Source organism: Patiriisocius sp. Uisw_017 (assembly GCF_047731265.1).
GTDB lineage: Bacteria > Bacteroidota > Bacteroidia > Flavobacteriales > Flavobacteriaceae > Patiriisocius.
The window spans coordinates 2,175,824-2,197,651 of record NZ_CP159835.1; the positions used below are offsets into that span (position 1 = coordinate 2,175,824).

At 35.3% G+C, this 21,828-nt stretch carries 22 protein-coding genes and 2 pseudogenes; 10 read left to right on the forward strand and 14 right to left on the reverse strand.

What is annotated here, in order from left to right:
* The first annotated feature begins 25 nt into the window (after positions 1-25).
* Positions 26-2,455, forward strand: coding sequence for a TonB-dependent receptor domain-containing protein (locus ABXT67_RS10005; protein WP_415373870.1), 2,430 nt, complete (start codon positions 26-28; stop codon positions 2,453-2,455).
* A gap of 71 nt (positions 2,456-2,526) precedes the next feature.
* Here ABXT67_RS10005 and ABXT67_RS10010 read toward each other — a convergent pair whose 3' ends face one another.
* The 8 genes and pseudogenes from ABXT67_RS10010 to ABXT67_RS10045 all read right to left on the reverse strand — a co-directional run bounded on the left by ABXT67_RS10010 (position 2,527) and on the right by ABXT67_RS10045 (position 6,559).
* On the reverse strand, positions 2,527-2,811 hold the full coding sequence (locus ABXT67_RS10010; protein WP_415373871.1) for a hypothetical protein: 285 nt from the start codon (positions 2,809-2,811) through the stop codon (positions 2,527-2,529).
* Between the two features lie 222 nt (positions 2,812-3,033).
* Positions 3,034-3,474: an imelysin family protein gene (locus tag ABXT67_RS10015; protein WP_415376979.1), complete on the reverse strand. Its 441-nt coding sequence runs from the start codon at positions 3,472-3,474 to the stop codon at positions 3,034-3,036.
* Positions 3,429-3,743, reverse strand: coding sequence for an imelysin family protein (locus ABXT67_RS10020; protein ID WP_415373872.1), 315 nt, complete (start codon positions 3,741-3,743; stop codon positions 3,429-3,431). Before ABXT67_RS10020 ends, ABXT67_RS10015 begins: the two co-directional genes overlap by 46 nt.
* Positions 3,744-3,910: 167 nt before the next feature.
* Positions 3,911-4,912 (reverse strand): annotated as a pseudogene (locus tag ABXT67_RS10025) (di-heme oxidoredictase family protein).
* Positions 4,913-4,992: 80 nt separating this feature from the next.
* A complete protein-coding gene (locus ABXT67_RS10030) occupies positions 4,993-5,271 on the reverse strand; it encodes a di-heme oxidoredictase family protein (protein WP_415373873.1) in 279 nt (92 codons plus the stop codon).
* A 29-nt stretch (positions 5,272-5,300) separates the two neighbouring features.
* A pseudogene (locus ABXT67_RS10035) lies at positions 5,301-5,897 on the reverse strand (imelysin family protein); the annotation flags it as partial.
* 146 nt (positions 5,898-6,043) lie between these two features.
* Positions 6,044-6,238 carry a hypothetical protein gene (locus ABXT67_RS10040; RefSeq protein ID WP_415376981.1) on the reverse strand — a complete coding sequence of 65 codons (195 nt, stop codon included), beginning with the start codon at positions 6,236-6,238 and terminating at the stop codon, positions 6,044-6,046.
* Between the two features lie 57 nt (positions 6,239-6,295).
* Positions 6,296-6,559, reverse strand: coding sequence for a hypothetical protein (locus ABXT67_RS10045; RefSeq protein ID WP_415373874.1), 264 nt, complete (start codon positions 6,557-6,559; stop codon positions 6,296-6,298).
* A gap of 187 nt (positions 6,560-6,746) precedes the next feature.
* Here ABXT67_RS10045 and guaB point away from each other — a divergent pair, with 187 nt between their 5' ends.
* Complete coding sequence (gene guaB, locus ABXT67_RS10050; protein WP_415373875.1) at positions 6,747-8,219, forward strand: IMP dehydrogenase; 1,473 nt, start codon at positions 6,747-6,749, stop codon at positions 8,217-8,219.
* Positions 8,220-8,329: 110 nt separating this feature from the next.
* On the opposite strand, the gene ABXT67_RS10055 is transcribed toward guaB, so the two are convergent.
* Together ABXT67_RS10055 and ABXT67_RS10060 are read right to left on the reverse strand one after the other, a co-directional pair.
* Entirely contained in the window at positions 8,330-9,202 is an 873-nt protein-coding gene (locus ABXT67_RS10055; RefSeq protein WP_415373876.1) for a hypothetical protein, read from the reverse strand.
* Between the two features lie 120 nt (positions 9,203-9,322).
* Positions 9,323-9,565 (reverse strand): hypothetical protein, encoded by a 243-nt coding sequence (locus tag ABXT67_RS10060; RefSeq protein WP_415373877.1) that lies wholly within the window; start codon positions 9,563-9,565, stop codon positions 9,323-9,325.
* Positions 9,566-9,754: 189 nt separating this feature from the next.
* Between ABXT67_RS10060 and ABXT67_RS10065 the strand changes: the two genes are divergently transcribed.
* From ABXT67_RS10065 to ABXT67_RS10095, 7 genes are all read left to right on the forward strand, one after another.
* Entirely contained in the window at positions 9,755-11,707 is a 1,953-nt protein-coding gene (locus ABXT67_RS10065; protein WP_415373878.1) for a peptidylprolyl isomerase, read from the forward strand.
* Positions 11,707-12,561 (forward strand): peptidyl-prolyl cis-trans isomerase, encoded by an 855-nt coding sequence (locus tag ABXT67_RS10070; protein WP_415373879.1) that lies wholly within the window; start codon positions 11,707-11,709, stop codon positions 12,559-12,561. The genes ABXT67_RS10065 and ABXT67_RS10070 overlap by 1 nt, the downstream gene beginning before the upstream one ends.
* The gene (locus ABXT67_RS10075; RefSeq protein WP_415373880.1) at positions 12,539-13,996 is read left to right on the forward strand and encodes a peptidylprolyl isomerase; all 1,458 of its coding nucleotides are present in this window, start codon (positions 12,539-12,541) and stop codon (positions 13,994-13,996) included. The genes ABXT67_RS10070 and ABXT67_RS10075 overlap by 23 nt, the downstream gene beginning before the upstream one ends.
* 6 nt (positions 13,997-14,002) lie before the next feature.
* Positions 14,003-14,956, forward strand: coding sequence for an AAA family ATPase (locus tag ABXT67_RS10080; protein WP_415373881.1), 954 nt, complete (start codon positions 14,003-14,005; stop codon positions 14,954-14,956).
* A 276-nt stretch (positions 14,957-15,232) separates the two neighbouring features.
* Entirely contained in the window at positions 15,233-17,503 is a 2,271-nt protein-coding gene (locus ABXT67_RS10085) for an aconitate hydratase (protein ID WP_415373882.1), read from the forward strand.
* Positions 17,504-17,643: 140 nt separating this feature from the next.
* Positions 17,644-18,219, forward strand: a complete 576-nt coding sequence (locus ABXT67_RS10090; RefSeq protein ID WP_415373883.1) for a TlpA family protein disulfide reductase — start codon at positions 17,644-17,646, stop codon at positions 18,217-18,219.
* Between the two features lie 55 nt (positions 18,220-18,274).
* Positions 18,275-19,453, forward strand: a complete 1,179-nt coding sequence (locus ABXT67_RS10095; protein ID WP_415373884.1) for a hypothetical protein — start codon at positions 18,275-18,277, stop codon at positions 19,451-19,453.
* A gap of 111 nt (positions 19,454-19,564) precedes the next feature.
* Here the strand turns inward: ABXT67_RS10095 and ABXT67_RS10100 are convergent, their stop codons facing one another.
* Entirely contained in the window at positions 19,565-19,861 is a 297-nt protein-coding gene (locus ABXT67_RS10100; protein WP_415373885.1) for a DUF1761 domain-containing protein, read from the reverse strand.
* Positions 19,770-20,015, reverse strand: a complete 246-nt coding sequence (locus tag ABXT67_RS10105; RefSeq protein ID WP_415373886.1) for a DUF1761 domain-containing protein — start codon at positions 20,013-20,015, stop codon at positions 19,770-19,772. The genes ABXT67_RS10100 and ABXT67_RS10105 overlap by 92 nt, the downstream gene beginning before the upstream one ends.
* A 164-nt stretch (positions 20,016-20,179) precedes the next feature.
* On the opposite strand from ABXT67_RS10105, the gene ABXT67_RS10110 reads away from it, so the two are divergent.
* Positions 20,180-20,446 carry a hypothetical protein gene (locus tag ABXT67_RS10110; protein ID WP_415373887.1) on the forward strand — a complete coding sequence of 89 codons (267 nt, stop codon included), beginning with the start codon at positions 20,180-20,182 and terminating at the stop codon, positions 20,444-20,446.
* A 213-nt stretch (positions 20,447-20,659) separates the two neighbouring features.
* Here ABXT67_RS10110 and ABXT67_RS10115 read toward each other — a convergent pair whose 3' ends face one another.
* Positions 20,660-21,370, reverse strand: coding sequence for a lycopene cyclase domain-containing protein (locus ABXT67_RS10115; protein ID WP_415373888.1), 711 nt, complete (start codon positions 21,368-21,370; stop codon positions 20,660-20,662).
* A gap of 6 nt (positions 21,371-21,376) precedes the next feature.
* Positions 21,377-21,826, reverse strand: a complete 450-nt coding sequence (locus tag ABXT67_RS10120; protein WP_415373889.1) for a beta-carotene hydroxylase — start codon at positions 21,824-21,826, stop codon at positions 21,377-21,379.
* Between the last annotated feature and the right edge of the window lie 2 nt (positions 21,827-21,828).

Genomic DNA, 21,828 nt, shown 5'->3' on the forward strand with positions numbered 1-21,828 from the left:
GTTTAATTAAAACAAAAACACGTTAGTGAATATTTTTAAAATACTGTTTTTTTTATTTCTAAGCATTTCTGCGTTAGCGCAATATACAGTGTCAGGCACCATAGTTTCAGAGATAGATCAATCGCTTATTCAAGGAGCTGAGGTGTATAACGTAACCTTAGGAACTTCAGTAAAAACAAACAATCAAGGTGTTTATGTTTTTGAAAATATTCCTACCGGCACCTATGATTTTGCTGCTTTTGGTTTTGCTTACGATGTGTTTGAAATGTCAAAGGAAATTGCAGCAAACACGACACTTAATTTTAATTTGCAACCCTTAGGAGAGTCTTTAAGTGAAGTACTGATTATTACACGAAAAGAAAAAATATTTGCCTTAAAACAATTAAAAGACGTAGAAGGGACTGCCATATATGCGGGTAAAAAAAGTGAAGTTGTAGTAATGGATAATCTTATCGTAAATCTTGCGAGTGGTAACGCACGTCAAATATATGCGCAGGTGGTTGGTCTTAATATTTATGAAAATAATGACGCTGGATTGCAGCTCAATATAGGGGCACGCGGATTGAATCCTAATAGGACAGCCAATTTTAATACCCGTCAAAATGGATATGATATTAGCGCAGACGTGCTGGGTTATCCAGAAAGTTACTACACGCCACCTGCAGAGGCGATTGACGAAATCCAAGTAGTGCGTGGTGCAGCTTCATTGCAATTTGGTACGCAGTTTGGTGGGCTCATTAATTTTAAATTGAAACAACCCAATCCCAGTAAAAAAATAGAATGGATTTCTAGGCAGTCTTTAGGGAGTTATGATTTGTTTACTAGTTTCAATAGTGTAAGTGGAACCGCAGGTAAACTCAGCTATTATGCCTACGGTAACTATAAAAACGGAAATGACTTTAGACCCAATTCCCAATTTGAATCTTTTCAGGGTTTTGCTCATGTGGGGTATCAAGTTTCAGAAAAAACCAAGGCAGTATTTGAATTTTCATACTTAAATTATTTAGCCCAGCAAGCAGGTGGTTTGACTGACTCCCAGTTTGAAGAAGATCCTACCTTTAGTAACAGAACACGCAATTGGTTTAAGGTAGACTGGAAATTGTATGCATTAAAACTCACACATGATTTTTCAATAAAAAGTAAAATTAGCTTGAATATTTTTGCTTTAGACGCTTCTAGAAAATCGGTTGGTTTTAGAGAAAACAGGGTGTCTCAACCAGACAATCTTGAGGAACCTAGAGAGCTTATCGTAGGCGCTTTTAAGAATTGGGGTGCTGAGGGTAGATTTCTAAGCGAATACACTTTCTTTGATATGCAAACCACAGCACTTTTGGGAGCTAAATTTTATCAGTCTAACAATGTGTCTGAACAAGGTCCTGGAACAAATAATAGTGATGCCGATTTTAATTTTGCTTTAGATGAATTCCCTAATTACAGACGTCAAAATAAATACACCTTTCCTAACACCAACGTCGCTTTATTTGGTGAGCAAATTTTTAATATTTCGGAAGTCCTAAAGGTAACACCAGGAGCACGATTTGAATATATTAAAACCAATGCTGACGGATTTTTTAAACAAATTAATTTTGATAATGCAGGCAATCCTATTTTAAATGAAACGATTGAAGAAGACAGAAATTTTGAACGCAATTTTTTATTACTTGGAGTAGGAATTAGTTATGATGCAACCAAAAGCATAGAGTTTTACGGAAATGTGAGTCAAAATTATCGCTCTGTAACCTTTGATGATATTAGGATTGTCAATCCTTCCATTGTGATAGATGAAAATATTAAGGATGAAAATGGATACACTTTTGACTTAGGCGCTAGAGGTAGTTTTAAAAGGTTGTTAAAGTATGACATGGGTGTCTTTTTGTTGCGCTATAATGACCGTTTAGGAGTTGTAAATAGAGCAGGAAATTTCGGAGGAGTAGAACAATTTAGAAGCAATATAGGAGATGCATTAAGTTATGGAATAGAGTCATTTATTGATTGGAATATCAACGAAACTTTTTTTAAAAAGGATGATTACAAACTCAATGTCTTTTCTAACTTATCCATTACTGAAAGTGAATATATTTCTTCAGAGTTTAATAATGTGAAAGGTAATAAAGTAGAATTTATTCCATTTGTAAATTTCAAAACTGGGATGGGCTTTGGGTATAAAAACCTTTTAGGAAGTCTCCAGTACACCTATTTAAGTGAGCAGTTTACAGATGCTTCAAATGCTGCAAGAGATTTTACTAGCCCAAGCGGTATTGTGGGTGAAATACCTTCCTACGGAATTCTAGACGCATCTTTTCAGTATACCTACAAGCGGTTTACATTAGAGACTGGCATTAACAATTTGTTAGACAATAGTTATTTTACAAGACGTGCAACAGGCTATCCAGGCCCCGGTATTATACCTAGCCAGCCTAGAACGTTTTATGGGTTGTTGCAAATAAAACTTTAAAGCTAATTATTTAGACTCTTTATTATTTCGGCTAACTCTAAAGTGAATAATGTTCCTTGAACTAAATCCTTTCATGGTATTAGTTCTTTAAAGCTCATAGCAAAACTCACCTGTGGCTCGGATGTTTTTAACAATATAGATTTACATTCTCCCTTTAATTTGCAATCACGACAAGATTTATTTTTTGTGAGTGCGCTTGTTATGTTTTTACTGAAAACAACTACTTCTTTATGGTTTAAATTGAGTCCAGTATTCCTAAAAACTAGCTGCACCTTTTTAGAGAGCATAACATTGTCTTTTTGCCAGAAAAGGGCGATACCATAATCGTTCGAGTAGATAATATGTACATTAGTCATGTCATATGTTTTTTATGTTTAATCACCATCATTATCATTAAATGTGATGATAATATTTGCAGCGCTCGCCAGATCGACTTTGCATAATGTAATTAACGTGGAGAGTTCGTTTCAAAAAGCGAGAATTGCTTCTGGATTTTCTGTTATACTATTTTCTAACGTTGAAGGTATCGCTAATAGGGCATTTTGTGCGTTTAAAAACGCTTCAGTAATACCATTTGCTCATTCATTATTTTGAAGTGTAATTCTTAAATAATCTTCAATTCTAAGGCTATTTTCAGCATTGAAATTTCCTGTATAAATATTTTTTAAAGCTTCTATATTGGCAGTTATAGCGTTTGTGGAAAGACGACTTTGGTAAGCTTCTAAAGATGAAATTTCTATGCTAGTTAAAGCTTCTTCATTTTTTGTATTTTTAATATATTCAAGATTTGCAATAAAGGCATTGATGATTCTATTTTGACTTCCATTTACGTTAGTTCCTAACTCTGGTTTAAAAAATGTTTCCAAGTTTTGCCAGATAAGTACCATATCTAAAGCGAGTGTTTCTATGTTTTGGGTGAGCGCTACTAGATATTGTTTTCTTCTTTCATTATTTGGACTAGTATTGAATGTTGTTAAAGTTGTAGCTTTATCTTGTTTAAATATTTTATCGAAGAATATCCTTTGCCCAAAGCACCAATACTGGCAATAAAATCTGTGTCAATTTCTACACTAGAGTTAATTGTATTTTCAATAATAGCAGTATTAATAGGCCATTGTTGTATTGATGAATACATAAAACTCTCTTGAATACGGCCAATATTTAATGCTTCTAATTTTTTCCATTCTAAAAATGCTCGTGTCCACGCAATCTTAATTTCGTTTAATGAAGTTAGCGTTGGGTTATTATTAAAAGCTAATGTTTTTTCATTTAATAATTTTGAAAACATCTAGTGAGAGTCTACTTGCAGGATAATAAAATTATCGTGAAGATTGGTGATTTGAAGTCGTCTCCCTTGTTCAATAATATTTTCAGGATTTTGACTGTCATCATTCCTGCAACTATTTAAAACAGTCCCAAAAAAAATAAAAAGGACGAATGTACTATTTTCATACATCATAACGATTTTAAGAATTTCAAAATACTAATTTGTTCATTAAGCGAGAGTTCTTTAAATTTTTCAGCAGACGCTGTGGCTTCTCCACCGTGCCATAAAATGGCTTCTTCAATATTTCTGGCGCGACCGTCGTGCAACAAATTTGTATGACCGTTTACTGTTTCAATAAGTCCTATACCCCGCAGAGGTCGCGTGCGCCACTCTTTTTCATTAGCATCGAAATCATTTGAGTTGTCAGCAAGGTTTTCTCCCATATCGTGCAAAAGTAAATCTATATAAGGACGTATTATTTGATGTGAAAGTGCGGCTATTATGTGGAAGCCCGTTTCAATTTTGGGTACTTGGCAGGAGGCACAGTTTATTTCATTAAAGAGTGCTTTGCCTTTTAAAACATCTTGCTCATCAAAATTTCTCCGAGCAGGCACAGCGGGGGTAGAAGAGTAAAATGCTACACTGAATAAATCTTCATCTGAAATTTCTGGAGAACCACCATTAGGAATTTCCTCACAATGTATCTGTGGATTGCAGTTTTCATTTTCAAATAGTGGTGATGTTATTCCTAAATCTTCTGCAAATGCTGCTGCAACTTGTGGTTTTAAATTTGGTTGATTCGCTTTCCACTCAAACCTTCCTATTGCCATAGTATTAGATTCGTAATCATACACATAATTGGGTTTTCAGGAAACTCCATCTCCGTCGGTATCTGTTGGATCAGCTAGCGCAATTAGGGTGCTTTCTGGTATGGCGTCAAGTAATCCCAATCCTATCATTTGATTTGCAATTCTTGGTGATTTGTTTGCGTTTCCTGAGAGCGGTCTGTACGCTAAATCAATTAAATGATATGTTGGTTTTTGTAAAGTGACAATACTACCATCTGCATATTTACTAATAACTGGCGTATACGTAATGGAGCGTTTTTCCTTCTGCTTGAATGCCGAGTATAGCTTTGTTTTGAAATTGTTTTCCATAAATAGGATCGCCAAGGCTTTCGCTATTTTCATCTGTTTGTACTAAGTTTAGTCTCACAAGGAGTCCTTTAGATTCTTCACCGTTAAATAATGGAGGTCTTTCGCGACCGTCATTAAAAATGGCAGGCGGAACAATTACGGGCATTAAATAAAGGTCCTAATCCATCACGGGCATTCTTAGATGCCGGGGCTGTTACCCAGTTTTGATTAAAAAAGGAATTTCCTACGCCAAAGGTAATACGTTCGTCAAAAGAAAGATTAGGCGCAGCAAAACCAAAAGCTCCTGGGGAAAAATTGAAAGAGGTGTTTTCACCTCCAGAAAATTCTTCTCCTTGTTCCGCTGCTAGTGCTACATAAATATTCTCGTCTGTATGACAAGAAGAAAAAAACAACAGTGAATTAAGAATGAAAGAAATAGGTTTTATTGAAATATTGATTTGATTGTTAAATGGAAAAAAAACTGATCTCGAAATAATGACGAGTTCAGTTTAAAATTAAACATATAATTGATTCCTAGAGCAACCCGAGCTTCGAGTAATTTGTTTCCAAAGGCTACTAATGCTTGCACTGCTAATTGCTCTTTAGCCCCTTCTGTAATTGTTGCTCCGTTAACGATGGCTAAATCAAATGGAATTAATGTGTTGTTAGTTTGTATAATTGCAGTACTTAGCAAGGTATTTAATTCTGCCCCAAGTACTGCCTTAGCTTCAGTTATTAAACTTGCTAAAGATGCTGCGTCTGTAGAGTTATTATAAGGACCATTATACACATTCGCAACTCCTTCAAGTTTTAGGCGAATATCTCTGTGAGTATTATCACTAAAACATGAGTGCTCATCTTCCTGGTCCTGATTAGAAAGTGCAACGGCCATAAGCTCAATAGCAAGTTCACTTCTTGAAAGTTCTGTAATACTGCTAGTCATATTATCTAATGCTTTGTCTTCCTCTAAAGCCAAAAATGTGGTTCTATAATCACCGCTCCATTCATCAATCATTACTTGTAAATGATCTGTCAATAAATCTGCACAAACAGCTAAATATTGTCTTCTGCTATCTTGATTTGCAGCGGTACCACCGTCAACAAAATCTGTAAAGGCTCTTTGCCTGTATGATTTGCAGAAGGCGTTGTATTATCTTGCCCCCATAATAGGAATTTGATTACGTGTTAGCCTGCGGTTACATTTTCTTCACCGCCATTGCCATTTGTAGTTTCTAATATTGCTATAGAAATTGAAGGGAACTCTGAAACATTATTAATAATACCAGAATCTGTCGCTCCTTCTACATAATCAACAAATGACTCATCCAGAGGCCAAGAGTTTAAAAGCCCCTCGATACCTTCAGTAGCTCCACTATCAATTGGTCCATTTGCAAAACGAAAGGCTTCAGTTGTTCCATAGCTTTCTCTTGCCGTACGCTAGGAAGATTTTCCCGCAGTAAAAGTTGTTTGTGTTGGATTGCTAACAAATTCATTAATAGCACTTTCAAGAGATTGTGCATCTACCATTGCAGCTTGGTAATTTGGTGACACTATGTCTTCTGCATAATTTAATAGTACATCAGCTTTAACAATTTGGTTGGCTGGTTCTGGAGTATTAGCGTAATCATCACCACTACAAGAGATAATAGTAGTTGTACTAAAAATTAAAATTAATGCGTTGCATTTAAATTTCTTCATCATTATTCTTTTTTAGACTTATTTAGAATTATTTTAAATAGTGCCTGAGGTGGTTTTTTTAATTCACAATTCATAATTCGGCATTCCTAGTTCTGAATTAAAAACAGTACTTTTACACGCAATTAAATGTTAATCACTTTCAATATTTTCCTCTTGGGAGGATATGCTTCAGAAAGTAAAAATAATTGCAATGACTGCACACGATAATAAAATTATAGGAGAAGGATTAACCTACGACGATGTTCTTTTAGTCCCAGCCTTTTCTGAAGTACTTCCAAGAGAAGTATCAATTCAATCAAGATTTTCAAGAAATATTACCCTAAACGTTCCCATCGTTTCTGCAGCTATGGATACCGTGACCGAAAGTGCTATGGCAATCGCAATAGCACGAGAAGGAGGAATAGGGGTATTGCATAAAAACATGAGCATTGAGCAACAAGCTGCTGAAGTTCGAAAAGTAAAACGCGCAGAAAGTGGAATGATTCAAGATCCCGTAACCTTAAAAAAAGACAATACCGTTGGTGACGCGCAAAGTACTATGCGTGAATATAGCATTGGTGGAATCCCAATTATTGACGATGCAGGAATACTTGTTGGTATTGTAACCAATAGAGATTTACGTTTTGAGAAAAATTACGCTCGCAAATTGAGTGACATTATGACCACTGAAAATTTGGTTACCACGGCTAAAGGAACTTCCTTAAAAGAAGCTGAATTAATTCTGCAAGAATATAAGATTGAAAAATTACCAGTGGTTGATGATCAGGGAAAATTACTTGGTTTAATCACGTTTAGAGACATTACAAAGCTCACTCAAAAGCCTAACGCGAATAAAGACACCTTCGGAAGGTTGCGCGTTGCAGCAGCATTAGGAGTTACGGCAGACGCTGTAGAACGTGCTACCGCCTTAGTGAAATCTGAAGTAGATGCAGTGATTATAGATACTGCACACGGTCATACCAAAGGAGTGGTTACGGTACTCAAACAAGTTAAAGCCAAGTTCCCAAACTTAGATGTTGTGGTTGGAAATATAGCTACTCCCGAAGCTGCAAAATACCTTGTAGAGGCGGGCGCAGATGCAGTAAAAGTTGGTATTGGTCCAGGCTCAATTTGTACTACGAGAGTCGTTGCTGGTGTAGGATTTCCGCAGTTTTCAGCAGTGTTAGAAGTTGCTGCAGCAATTAAGGGAAGTGGCGTGCCAGTAATAGCAGATGGAGGAATTAGATACACAGGAGATATTCCAAAAGCGCTTGCAGCTGGAGCAGATTGTGTTATGCTAGGTTCGCTTTTAGCAGGAACAAAAGAGTCGCCAGGCGAAACCATCATCTACGAAGGGCGAAAGTTTAAATCGTACCGTGGAATGGGTAGTGTGGAAGCTATGAAACAAGGGTCAAAAGATCGCTATTTTCAGGATGTGGAAGATGATATTAAAAAATTAGTGCCGGAAGGCATTGTGGGTCGCGTGCCTTACAAAGGAGAGTTGTTGGAAAGTATGACCCAGTTTATTGGAGGACTTCGCGCAGGAATGGGATATTGTGGATCAAAAGATATTGAAACTTTAAAGGAAACAGGAAGATTTGTGAAGATTACCGCAAGTGGAATTAACGAAAGCCATCCACACGATGTAACCATTACAAAGGAAGCGCCTAATTATAGTCGTTAAATTTAAAACGCTATTTAGAAATAGGAAACGCCCAATCAATTGGTTTTGATTAGGCGTTTTTTTAAAGATTTTTTTAAGCTTTAATTTTGCGTTTCGTTAGTAAAGGATTGTTAATTGCAATATGAACAACTACCTCCATACTCAGCTAAGGCGTCACAAACATACATAAGCTCATTTGTTGCTCCAAGGCACTGGTATAGCTGAGCAGCTTGGCACCATTGCATGATTTGCCCTTCTGTTGGTCCAGTATAGACTAAATTACCACAGTCAGTACCACCGCTACCGCCGCCATCTCCACTACCGTCGCCAACAGGATCGCTAAAGATATTTTCATCGGGTTCAATAACGATATTATCTCCTTCAAGATCAAAATCCATAGACACATTCTGTCTTTCTCCTGCTTCGTCCGTAAATTCAATGGTTAGAACTCCGCTCACTTTTTCTAGCGGATATTCCTGTCTAACACCATCAATTACTTGTTCGTTTCCATTTGAAACTCTTTCGTTAATTACAAGCGAAACATTTTCAATGGTAACTAATACTGCGTTATCTGGGTAACCAGAGGTATTGCCTGTATTACTTTCTCCGTCAATCATAGCGCCTACGTAATAACTATCTTCGTTGGTAAGTTTGAAAGAATAAGCAAAGAACCAAGGGTTTACAATAGTTTCTCCTAATGCTACCGGATCACCATTAAAGGTGCTTTGATAATTAAAGCTAAAGCGTTCAAAATTAGTTGAATTTTCAAGCTTAAAACTAAACTCTGCTGAACTACCTAAGTGTTTTATTTCTGTAATATCACAATTGGACTCATTTGTTGATTCATAATACTCGCCCCCTTTCATAGGGAATGAATCGCCATTTAATGTTATTAAAACATCTTGTTTTCCAAGAAAATTATCCGCAGGGTTTTCATCGTCTGAACAAGAAAGGATTACCGCAAAAAGCAATAATGTAGTAGAAATTTTTAATATTTTTTTCATCTATAAATGTTTAGCAATAAAAAAACTATTTATATGGCTAAACTACAATACCCATTAATGGGTATATTAGGCTTGATTTATATAGAATGTGCTTGTATAGGAGCATATATGTTCGACAACTTAGATTTCGTTATACATTTGTCCGCGATTGGGTTTTAGTCGCTCTCTTAAATCATCCATATGTTCTTTTCCAACTACCATATAAGCTATTGTATGCATTTCAGTAATATTTTCGGTAGCGCACAAAGTATTTTCTAGGCCTTCAGTAATGGAAAACTCTTCAAGATGTTTTACGTGATGTGTTGCAATTGGAGTTGCATTTGGACCTCTAAAGTCCCAAATTAGTTTTATGCGTTCGCTCATAATTTATTCCTTTAAAAATTTAAATTTTGTTTTAAAACAAAATTACCATAATAATTTATTTTATAGATACTTAAATAGCGCTCTAAATCGTTAGACATGCTTGTTGTCAGAACGGTGTTGTTTTCTTATTTTTGCGAACTTGAAAAATCACTTTTTGTTAAAATAAAAATTCCTATTTGGGACATAACTATGAAAAAAAATATCCTTTACAGCATTTTATTAGTCGCATTTTTTAGTACGTACGCACAATCAAAAAAAGAGGTATTGATGACTGTCGACGGCACACCTATCTATACAAAAGAGTTTGTTAGCGTGTACAACAAGAATCTTGATTTAGTTCAAGATGAATCACAGAAAACAGTTGACGGTTATCTAGATCTTTTTGTAGATTATAAATTAAAAGTGGCAGTAGCTTACGATCAAAAATTAAATGAAAACCCTACCTACCTAAAAGAATACAAAAAATATCGCGACCAATTGTCACGCAACTATCTTTATGAGACTAAAGTGGCAGAAGATTTAGCCGTTGAGGCATATGAACGTTCTCAAGAGGATATAAATGCAAATCATATTTTAATAAGAGTAGGTTATGATGCTGTTCCGCAAGACACTCTTGTTGCATACAATAAAATCAAACAGGCTTATGACAGCGCTAAGGCTGGTGAGGATTTTGTAAAATTAGTGCAAGAATATTCTGAAGAACCAGGCGCGAAGGAAAGAGAGGGTGCCTTGGGATGGTTTACTGCTTTTTCTATGGTATATCCATTTGAGTCTATGGCATATAAAACTCCAGCTGGAGAGGTTTCTGAAATAGTGAGAACTAGCTTTGGATATCATATTATAAGGGTTAATAAAAGAAGAGAAAGTAGTGCCGAGATTACTGTTTCTCACATTATGATTTCAGATAAGAACAAAGAGCAAACATTTAATCCTGAAGAGCGTATTAACGAACTATATCAGTTAACCCAACAGGGTAGTGACTTTGCAGAACTAGCTAAGCAGTTTTCAGATGATAAAGGTTCTGGTCGTTTTGGTGGAAAGCTAAAGCGTTTTAGTAAAGGGCAGTTGCGTTCAGACAAGTTTGAAGAAGCGGCATATAGTTTGCAAAATGCTGGTGATATTTCTAAACCAGTAAAATCTTCTTTTGGCTGGCACATTATTCGTTTGGAAGAAAAACACCCCAAACTATCATACCAAGAGCAACAACCAGATATTATTAGTAAAGTACAAAAAGGAGGAAGAATGAAAGTTGTTTCAGCTACGGTAAACAAAAAGATTAAAGATACTTACGGTTTTAAGGATACAGATTATCTTCCATTTTTTGAGAGTTGGATGGAAAAGGATTCTCTTTTACAAAAAAAGTGGAAATACAAGCTTTTGACACATTCTCAAAACAACGTGCTTTTTACTATAGGAGACACTGCTATTTATTATGATGTCTTCGCAAAGTACATGGAAGGACGTCAAAAAAGTGTACGAAGTGTCAATACTGTAAGTGCTATGGTTCAGGCAATGTACGATGAATTTGAAACACAGCAGCTTAAAGAGTATTTTATGGCGCAGCTTGAAATAGAGAATGAAGAGTATGCAGGTGTAATTAACGAATACAGAGATGGGTTGCTCATTTTTGATGTGATGAAGAAAAATGTTTGGGATAAGGCAAAGTTGGATACTATTGGCTTAGAGAAACATTATCAAAAAATGGGTGCTAATTTTAAATGGAAAGAACGAATAGATGCAGCGATATTTTCAGGCACTAATAAAATCGATGTCGAAAAAGCCCAACAACTTTTAAAGGATGATAAAACTCCTAAAGAAGTAAAAGAAACATTAAATGATAAAGATAATGTTCGTGTATTATTATCTGAAGGTTTGTTTGAAAAAGGGACTCGAGAAGTTCCTTCAAATGTTGTTTTTGAAGCTGGCGTAAGTGCTATAGAAAATTTTAATGATCGGTTTTACGTTTTAAAAATTAACGAAGTGATTCCTCCAAGATTAAAAACATATGACGACGTTAAAGGTAGAGTGATTAGTGATTATCAAGATTTTATAGAGGAAGAATGGATGCAAAGTTTGAGAGATACTTATGATGTTAAAATCAATAAAAAGGCGCTTAAAAAAGTTAAAAAGCAACTCAAATAATGAATAAAACACTTGCGATATTTTGTGTTTCGATACTGCCTATTAGCTGTGATTTTTTCGAGCCAAAGCCTCCTGAAAATCCTATTGCTAGAGTAAATAAGAGTTATTTATACCAAAAGGATATTGCTGATTTAATATCTAAAAATACAAGCCCTGAGGATAGCGCAAGTATCGTAAGTAATTATATCACTCGCTGGGCAACCCAGCAATTGTTGATAGATCAAGCACAAATAAACCTCTCTCCAAAAAAGATTGAAGCATACGAACGCCTTGTTACAGATTATAAAAACGATCTCTTTACCGAAGCTTACAAAGCTACAATCGTTGGAAAACAGATGGATAGTACAATAACAAATGCAGAATATGAGTCTTTTTACGCTGCAAACAAGCACAATTTTAAATTAAAGGAGGAATTATATAAACTTAGATTTATTCACGTAGACAAAGAGTTTGCAAATTTTGTTGAAACAAAGCAAAAATTAAATCGTTTTAATACTAAGGACAAAGAAGATTTAGTGAAGATGCGTTTAAAATTCAAAGCGGCAAACTTTAATGATTCAGTTTGGATTAAAAAAGAGGCTTTACTATTGCAGTTGCCCGTATTACAAATCAATCAGGATAAGTTTTTAAAAAAACAAATTTTCGCCCAAATACAAGACTCATTAGGAGTATATTTGTTGAAAATTGAAGATGTTTTAGTTCCTGGCGATATGGCGCCGTTAACAACTATAAAACCAACGATAGAGCAGATTTTGTTAAACAAGAAAAAGCTACAATTGGTTAAAAAATTAGAAAAGGATATTACCAAAGATGCGATTAAAAACAAGAATTTTGAAATTTACACACTTCAATAAAATAGCAATTTTTACAGTTTTACTGTTCCAATATGCAGCAATAGCCCAAGAAGTTATTGCCGTGGATAGTACAGGAGTTGCGCGAGAAAATCCTCAGGCTGTTACGGTAACTACAATTGAAAAAGACTCTATTAAACCGTTTAAAAGATTCAAAGCTGAAGGTGTCTCAGCGGTGGTGGGAGAGTACGTTGTTTTAGATAGTGACATAGATAAGACCTATTTAGAATTCCAACAAAACGGAGTTTCCATAGAAGGTGTTACTCGTTGCCAATTGTTAGGTAAATTAATGGAAGATAAACTCTATTTGCACCAGGCAAAAATTGATAGTATTATGGTTTCTGATGCTGAACTGAGTCCCCAGGTAGATCAATTAGTTCAATATATGATAGGACAATTGGGGAGTGAAGAAAAAGTGATTTCTTATTACCGAAAAGAGAATTTGGGGCAGTTAAAAAAAGAATTACTCGATGCAAAAAGAGATCTAGAACTAGCCAATCGCATGCAGGCAAGCGTAGTTGAAAATGTAGAAGTGACGCCAGAAGAAGTTAGGCAGTTTTTTTATGCCATACCAGAAGACGAAAGACCCGTGTTTAGCGCTGAAGTTGAGGTTGCTCAAATTGTTGTAGAGCCCGAAATAACGGAAGAAGCAAAGCAACAAGTAATTGATAAACTTAATGAGTTTAGGACAGATATTGTTGAAAACGGAGCGAGCTTCGCCACAAAAGCGGTCCTCTATTCTAAAGATGGATCAGCTGGTAAAGGAGGACTACTTCCTAGCTTTAGAAGAGCAGATCCATATGCAAAAGAATTTAAAGACGTTGCATTTTCCTTATTAGAAGGTGAGGTTTCTGAACCATTTGAAACTGAATTTGGTTTTCATATTTTAAAAGTGGATAAAATTAGAGGTCAAGAAGTAGATGTTCGTCACATTATTCTCTTTCCAGAATTATCCCAAGAGTCTATAGATACGGCAAAAGATAAAATTGAGTTGATTCGGAGTAATATAATCAATGATAGCATTTCTTTTCGTGATGCTGCTATACAATATTCAGATGATTTAGTTACTCGTAATAACGGTGGGCAGTTGGTAAATCCTTCAAACTTGGATACACGCTTTGATCTCACAAAAATGGATCCTACACTTAGTGCACAAGTATATAACTTAAAGCAAGGAGAGGTTTCAAAAGTATTTATTGACCAAGATCGCACAGGTAAAAAGACATTTAAATTTTTGACCGTTTCGGATAGATATGATGAGCATCCAGCAGATTTTATTAACGATTACGAGAAAATAAAAGACCTCGCGCTGCGCCAAAAACAAATCAATGAAATTGAAGTGTGGCAAAAAGAGAAAATAAATGATACGTATGTTAATGTAAATGAAGATTATACAGAGTGCGAATTTGCAAGTAACTGGACAAAAAAGATTAAATAAAAATAAATGTCAGACGTAGCAGCAGTAGAACAATTGGTTTCAAAATATGAAACTTTAAAAAAAGAAATTAAAAAAGTAATTGTTGGTCAAGACGAAGTAGTAGAGCAGGTTTTACTTGCAGTATTCTCTGGAGGTCACTCCTTGTTGATTGGTGTTCCAGGCTTGGCAAAAACACTTTTAGTAAATACGGTTTCTCAGGCATTAGGATTGCAGTTTAAACGTATACAGTTTACACCAGATTTGATGCCAAGTGATATCTTGGGTTCAGAGATTTTAGATGAAAATCGTACTTTTAAATTTATTAAGGGTCCAATATTTTCTAACATCATCCTTGCAGATGAAATTAATAGAACACCGCCTAAAACACAAGCAGCTTTATTAGAAGCGATGCAAGAAAGATCTGTTACTGTAGCTGGTAATAATTACACGCTTGACAAACCTTATTTTGTTTTGGCAACTCAAAACCCAATTGAACAAGAAGGTACGTATCCATTGCCAGAAGCACAACTAGACCGTTTTATGTTTGCTGTTAATCTAGACTACCCTTCGTTTACTGAGGAAGTAGAGATTGTAAAAGCGACTACAGCTGGAGCAGCAGAAAAGGTAAATGCTTTGTTTTCAGCATCAGAAATTATAGACTTTCAACAATTAATAAGACGTATTCCAGTTGCAGATAATGTAGTTGAATATGCCGTTACACTTGTTGGAAAAACAAGACCGAAAAGTCAAGCAGCCCCGGAGAATGTAAAAAAATATATAGATTGGGGAGCAGGTCCACGTGCATCACAAAATTTAATTTTAGCTGCAAAAGCGAATGCAGCGCTCCACGGAAAATTTTCGCCAGACATTGCCGATGTACAAAAAGTTGCCATTGGGATTCTTCGACATAGAATGATTAAAAATTACAAAGCAGAAGCCGAAGGACTCACAATTGAAGAAATTATAACAAGTCTTTTCTAAAGAAAAAATATGCTTAAGACTCAAAAGTGCTCAATAATTGAGCGCTTTTTTGATTTTTACTAAGTGAGATATTTTCAATTTCTTAATTTCAATACACTATTATTATTAATTTGATAATAATTTACAATCAAACAGACGTGATATTGACTATTTTTCAATAAATCGTCAAATCCACTGTGTATTTTTAAAATATTTCAGAATTTTGTATCTTCGCAACACTTGTAAATCAAGGGATTTAATACAATGTAATACTAAAAATAATAAAGCAAAATTACTATGGCATTCGATATAGACATGATTAAAAAAATGTATGCACAAATGGCAGAACGTGTGGATAGAGCGCGCGAAGTTGTAGGGCATCCACTTACACTTTCAGAAAAGATTTTATACAATCACTTATGGGATGGAATTCCAACAAAGGCGTTTAACCGTGGAAAGGATTATGTAGATTTTGCACCAGATCGTATTGCTTGTCAAGATGCAACAGCACAAATGGCTTTATTACAATTTATGCAAGCAGGTAAGGATAAAGTTGCAGTGCCTACTACCGTCCATTGTGATCACTTAATCCAAGCAAAGCAAGGGGCGAAACAAGATTTAAAACACGCCAATGAAGTAAGTAATGAGGTTTTTGATTTCTTAGGTTCAGTTTCTAATAAATTTGGAATTGGATTCTGGGCACCGGGTGCAGGTATTATTCACCAGGTAGTGTTAGAAAATTATGCTTTTCCTGGCGGGATGATGATAGGTACAGATAGTCACACAGTAAACGCCGGAGGTTTAGGAATGGTTGCTATTGGAGTGGGTGGTGCAGATGCGGTAGATGTAATGGCTGGAATGGCTTGGGAATTAAAATTTCCAAAATTGATAGGGGTCCGTTTAACTGGAAAATTATCTGGGTGGACAGCACCAAAAGATGTGATTTTAAAAGTTGCTGAAATCTTAACAGCGAAAGGTGGAACTGGTGCCATTGTTGAATACTTTGGACCCGGAGCAATCTCCATGTCGTGCACAGGGAAGGGGACTATTTGTAATATGGGAGCTGAAATTGGAGCGACTACTTCAACTTTTGGTTATGACGATTCTATGGAGCGTTATTTACGTGCAACAGATCGTGAAGATATTGCAGATGCGGCTAATAAAGTAAGAGAACACTTAACAGCAGATACTGATGTGTACGAAAATCCAGAAAAATATTTTGACCAAATTATCGACATTAACCTATCTGAATTAGGACCGCTATTAAACGGACCTTTTACACCAGATTTATCTACCACAGTGGGTAAAGCAATGACAAAAAAGGCTGCTGATAATGATTGGCCAATGAAGGTAGAGTGGGGATTGATTGGTTCTTGTACAAATTCTAGTTATGAAGATTTGTCTCGGGCTTCTTCCATTGCGCAACAAGCATTAGATAAAGGCTTAAAACTTAAATCTGAATTAGGAATTAATCCAGGTTCTGAGTTGGTAAGATATACTACGGAAAGAGATGGAATTTTAAATGTATTTGAAAAACTAGATGCTACAATTTTTACAAATGCTTGTGGACCTTGTATTGGCCAGTGGGCACGTTATAGTGATCCAAAAAATGCACCTAAAAATAGTATTGTACACTCTTTTAACCGAAACTTTGCAAAGCGTGCAGATGGTAACCCAAATACACACGCCTTTGTAGCTTCGCCAGAAATAACATTAGCAATTGCATTGGCAGGAAGGTTAGATTTTAACCCAATGACAGATTCACTTATTAATGATAATGGGGAGGAAGTACGTTTTGAAGAACCAACAGGTTGGGAATTACCACCAAAGGGTTTTGAGGTAAAAGAAAACGGTTTTGTTGCCCCAATGGCAGATGGTAGTGGTATAAAAATAACGGTAAGCCCAACAAGTGAAAGGCTTCAGTTATTAACCCCTTTTGAGCCAATTACTGATAGTGAGATGCAAGGGATGAAATTGCTTATTAAAGCTTTCGGGAAGTGTACAACAGATCATATTTCTATGGCGGGTCCTTGGTTACGTTTCCGTGGGCATTTAGATAACATTTCTAATAACTGTTTGATTGGAGCCGTAAATGCTTTCGGAAAGAAAACAAATTTTGTAAAAAACCAATTAGATGGGGAGTTTGGTGGAGTGCCAGATACCGCTAGAGCGTATAAAGCTGCCGGAGTTAAAACGATAGTGGTAGGAGATCACAATTATGGTGAAGGGTCATCAAGAGAGCACGCAGCAATGGAGCCACGTCATCTAGGTGTCGCAGCAGTTATTGTAAAATCTTTTGCTCGTATTCATGAAACCAACTTGAAAAAGCAAGGGATGTTAGGATTAACATTTGCTACTGAAGCTGATTACGACTTAATCCAAGAAGATGATACATTTAATTTTGTTGATATAGCAGATTTTGCTCCAAACAAACAACTTACGTTAGAGGCAGTTCATGCAGACGGAAGTAGAGAGGTTATCAAATTAAACCATACATATAATGATGCTCAAATAGAGTGGTTTAGAGAAGGTAGCGCGTTAAACCTTATTAAAAAGCAAAACGCTTAATTTTTTAATTATGATATAAAAGCCTCCCAGAAAGGAGGCTTTTTTTGTAAAAGGGTTGTCTCTAGTCGACTTTTGAATATATAATCACTCAGTGGAAGAATGCTAATAATACGTCATTAGTCTAATAAAACATTTTGAATATGATGCGTTTTCTAAAGAAACACTGGTCAAACATCTTGTTTCTATTAATCCTTGCCTTGTTTTTTATTCCGCAAACAAGGATGTTTATTCAGGTGAATTTACAGCGTTTATTTAGCTTTAGTCCAAGTGTGAATGCGGTCGAAGATCAGCCTAAATTACATGATTATCATTGGTCACTTAAAACCTTAGTAGGGGTAGATGCCAATTTAGCAAATTCTAAAAACAAAGTGGTTGTCGTAAATGTTTGGGCTACGTGGTGTCCACCCTGTGTTGCCGAAATGCCTTCTTTGCAGAAGTTATATTCTCAATTTAAAAATGATGTTGATTTCTATTTTGTTTCAGATGAAAAAAAGGAGCGCTTGATTCAATTTCTTCAAATTAACAACTATGATTTTCCAGTCTATATGCCATTGGGTTTAGCGCCAGAGAAACTACAAACAAAGTCACTACCCACCACCTATATTATCTCTAAAGATGGGAATATTGTTGTAGATAATATGGGTGCGGCAGATTGGGACAGTGATACAGTCGTTGACTTACTAAATATATTAGTCAATAATGAAACACCTGATTAATCAAATTTCAAACGTTTGATTTTCGTTATATTTGCTTCACTCTTTAAAGTATTATTTGGGCTCAAAACACACACATTCATTTCATATTTTTTCAAGTGCTGGAAATATCCCCGTAGAAAAATGGAATGCTATATTAAATAATGGAGACGTTTTTTTATCTCTTGAATATTTAAAGGCTTTAGAAACAACATTAAATACGACTGTATGCTTTTACTATGCAATTGTTTATGATAAGAATCAAAAACCTGAAGCTATTGCTGTTTTTCAAATAGCGCCTTTTCTTTTTTTGAATAAGAGTCAGCCAAAGGCGATCACTTCTAATTTAGTAAAAGATTCAAAAGGAAGATTTTCTTCCATAATAATGGTATGTGGAAATGTATTTGCCGCAGGAGAGCATGGCTTTTTAACATCGAAAGGAATTGATCCGGAGACAACAATGCTTGTCTTAAGAAATTGTAGCAAGGAAGTAAGAATAAAATATGATGCATTGTATCCTGAAAAAAGAATTTCTGGAACTTTGTTTAAAGAGTTCTTCCCACAAACAAAATGTGCTACAGATTTTTTGAAAGAAAAAGGGTTTCTAGATTTTGAAATTGATGTGAATATGATTCTGCCTATTTCTTCTGAATGGAAAACCATCGAAGATTACTTTGATGATGTGAAGGCTAAATATAGAACCAAAGCAAAAAGCGTTTTTAAAAAATCCAAAGAACTTGAAATAAAGTCCTGTTCTCCAACTGAAATTTTAGCGTATAAAAATGAGATCAATGTATTATTTAATAATGTGATTTCAAGTAGTGATTATATGTTTGGCGTCATGACCGCAGATTGTTTTGCAGTTTTAAAAGAAAATTTGAAAGAAAAATTTTCATTCACAGCTTTGTTTTATAAGAACCAAATAATAGGGTTTAGTACTGCTTTTTTAAATGGAAATGTTTTAGAAGCAAATTATGTTGGTTTTGATTATGACTTAAATGTGTCTAAAGGTATCTACCAGAGGTTGCTGTACGACTATATATCACAAGCAATCGAAAATAAAGTGCTACAAATCCATTTGGGAAGAACAAGCGAACTACTCAAAAGTTCTTTAGGCGCAGTGCCAGTTCCAATGGTTTTATACGCCAAACATAGTTCAAAGTTAAAAAACTTTATTATGGCGGGTGTATTAAAAAAGCTTTCCGCAAGCCCTTATGAACTGCGGAAACCGTTTAAAGCTAAATATTATAATAAATAGTTTAAATTGAGGATATTATTTTTATTTAAGATTATAAATCGCGACCAACAATCATAAATCGTTTTACCCCCATTGGCATAAAACACCACCCATAAGTGCCAACGTTACAATTCAATAACCGGCATTTAAAAAGCTACATTTAAGGCCTTTTCTTTCAAATAATGCATTGGTCACTATAATAGGCATAGCTACAAACCCACCTATTAAACCACCGTGTAATGCTCCATGTTTAATGGTTCTAAAACGGTCAGCATAATTGTTCATGAAATCGGCAATGTAATTTATGACTGGGGAACCTTCTTCGCCAAACCCAGGTTCATCTATTAAAATAGAATACAAATCTGTTTGATGAACCACTAAGGTGAACAAAGAGACGGAAAACAAAGCTGAGTACATAAGAGGCGCCAAAAATCACCGCTATATTATCTTTTTCAAGTTTCTCTTCGGTAAGCCCGCAAAAGTTCATCCATTTGGTGCCAAATACTTTTGGATGATAATAAATATAACCCATTATCAAGGGTATAAGCGCGGCTACTGCTGCGAAAATGAAATTTGGAAACATATTTATTGGTTTAAGGGTGGCTTTTGAATATAGTTAAAAAATACTATAGTGTGCTGTTCAACAATTTAATAGTAAAAATAACCAGAACTAAACCAATGGATGGGTGTAGGTATTTCGTCGCCTCAGGTTGTATCCATTTTTTGATAGATTGAGCAAAATAAACCTTGAAACAATCGGTTATAAAGATGATTGCTAATGTTGCAAGAAGAGAAATAGATATCTCCGTTTCAGTAGAAAATGTTGCTGTATTAATAGTTAAAAACCCAAGCCATACTGCGATAACAAAAGGGTTTAAAAAGTTTAGTAAAAAACCTTATAGCCCAATGGAAATTAGGGTGTTGATTTTTGGTTTTTCTAAAGTTTCGGGAGTGTTTTTTGGTTTAAATATATATGGAGTTCCAAGGTATAGGAGCAATATCGCACCACCATAGGCTAATAGTTGTTGATTTTGAGCAGACCTTAGATTGGTGCCAAAACCTTTCAGTAAAAAAGGACATAAAGTATATCACCAGTAATGATTCCAAACGCAAAGGCAATCCCCGCTTTTTTACCAAAAGGGAGTGTGCTTTTATTAAATAAAAAAATACAGGTCCTATGAATAAAAGTGTGCTTAACCCTAATAGCACGGCTATGCTAATTTCCATTTAAGGTGTTTTAGCGGATCCTTGCATTGGATATTTTTCTAGCAGCCATTCCATAATAACGAATACTGTGAGTATCATTCCTAAAGCGTACATAGAATCTTCTATTGGAATAGTGCTAATTCTTATCCCCATGTTTTCACTATCATTATACCAAACTACTTGATCCTCGATCCCGCTGCCTGTTAAAACACCGTTTATAAAAAAAAATGGGAGTAATATGATTAAAAAGGAAGGAAGAAATTGGGCTAACTTTTTTGGAGCGTAGTTATATACAAATCCTAACAGTAAAATAGTGTAGCCAAAATTTATTAATGTATACCATCGATCATAATAATACCAAAGAGTGATAATTAAGATACTTTGCAGGGCAACATAAAAAATGGATGTGGTTCTCTTCGAAAAGGATAGGTCTGGGAAAAAGTGCTTAAGGGCGTAATGTGTAAATATGCATGCATAAGGAATACATATAAAGAAAAGCCATTCCTCAATTGGTAAACCGGCGAGAGAATACCCAGTAATATAAGCCTCGTTAAACCCCCAAAATCCATTTTGGGTAAAAATAATATCCCACGAAATATAAAATGCCATCATCACGATGATCCCTGAAAAGAGACTTTTCCATTTAGTGTAAAATTGAAATTTAGGATAAAAACTGAAGAGAAATGGAATAATAAATGATCCTATGTTTAGATATAGGTATAGATATTTCATCCGTTCTTATTTTTTGAAATATTTTAGAGGAGGCAATAACATACCATAACACTCCCCTTTGTCTCTCCCGCGGTGTTTGTGGTGTATTTTGTGAGCACGTCTTATTCCCTTAGCATACCAATTGTTTGCATTTCGGAATAACTTAAATCGTTGATGTATAAAAATATCATGAACAAGGAAATAGGTGAGTCCATAACTAAAGATGCCTAAACCTATAGGTAGTCCTGCCCAAAAATCATAATACCTCCAAGATATTAAGCAACCAATACTCACAGCAGCATAAAATATAAAGAAGAAGTCGTTACGTTCCCACCAGCTTTTGTGGTCTTTATGGTGATGGTCACTATGTAAATTCCATAAAAAGCCGTGCATTACGTATTTATGTGTAAACCAAGCCATAAATTCCATAATGCTGAAGGTGATAAAAAATATGAAAATCCAAAGAATTATTTGCATCG

Excerpts from the sequence above, each read along its gene's own strand:
- ABXT67_RS10010 (WP_415373871.1), bottom strand. The coding sequence starts at position 2,811 with ATGACTAATGTACATATTATCTACTCGAACGATTATGGTATCGCCCTT.
- ABXT67_RS10020 (WP_415373872.1), bottom strand. The coding sequence starts at position 3,743 with ATGTTTTCAAAATTATTAAATGAAAAAACATTAGCTTTTAATAATAAC.
- ABXT67_RS10045 (WP_415373874.1), bottom strand. The coding sequence starts at position 6,559 with ATGATGAAGAAATTTAAATGCAACGCATTAATTTTAATTTTTAGTACA.
- guaB (WP_415373875.1), top strand. The coding sequence starts at position 6,747 with ATGACTGCACACGATAATAAAATTATAGGAGAAGGATTAACCTACGAC.
- ABXT67_RS10055 (WP_415373876.1), bottom strand. The coding sequence starts at position 9,202 with ATGAAAAAAATATTAAAAATTTCTACTACATTATTGCTTTTTGCGGTA.
- ABXT67_RS10060 (WP_415373877.1), bottom strand. The coding sequence starts at position 9,565 with ATGAGCGAACGCATAAAACTAATTTGGGACTTTAGAGGTCCAAATGCA.
- ABXT67_RS10065 (WP_415373878.1), top strand. The coding sequence starts at position 9,755 with ATGAAAAAAAATATCCTTTACAGCATTTTATTAGTCGCATTTTTTAGT.
- ABXT67_RS10070 (WP_415373879.1), top strand. The coding sequence starts at position 11,707 with ATGAATAAAACACTTGCGATATTTTGTGTTTCGATACTGCCTATTAGC.
- ABXT67_RS10080 (WP_415373881.1), top strand. The coding sequence starts at position 14,003 with ATGTCAGACGTAGCAGCAGTAGAACAATTGGTTTCAAAATATGAAACT.
- ABXT67_RS10085 (WP_415373882.1), top strand. The coding sequence starts at position 15,233 with ATGGCATTCGATATAGACATGATTAAAAAAATGTATGCACAAATGGCA.
- ABXT67_RS10090 (WP_415373883.1), top strand. The coding sequence starts at position 17,644 with ATGATGCGTTTTCTAAAGAAACACTGGTCAAACATCTTGTTTCTATTA.
- ABXT67_RS10105 (WP_415373886.1), bottom strand. The coding sequence starts at position 20,015 with ATGTTTCCAAATTTCATTTTCGCAGCAGTAGCCGCGCTTATACCCTTG.
- ABXT67_RS10115 (WP_415373888.1), bottom strand. The coding sequence starts at position 21,370 with ATGAAATATCTATACCTATATCTAAACATAGGATCATTTATTATTCCA.
- ABXT67_RS10120 (WP_415373889.1), bottom strand. The coding sequence starts at position 21,826 with ATGCAAATAATTCTTTGGATTTTCATATTTTTTATCACCTTCAGCATT.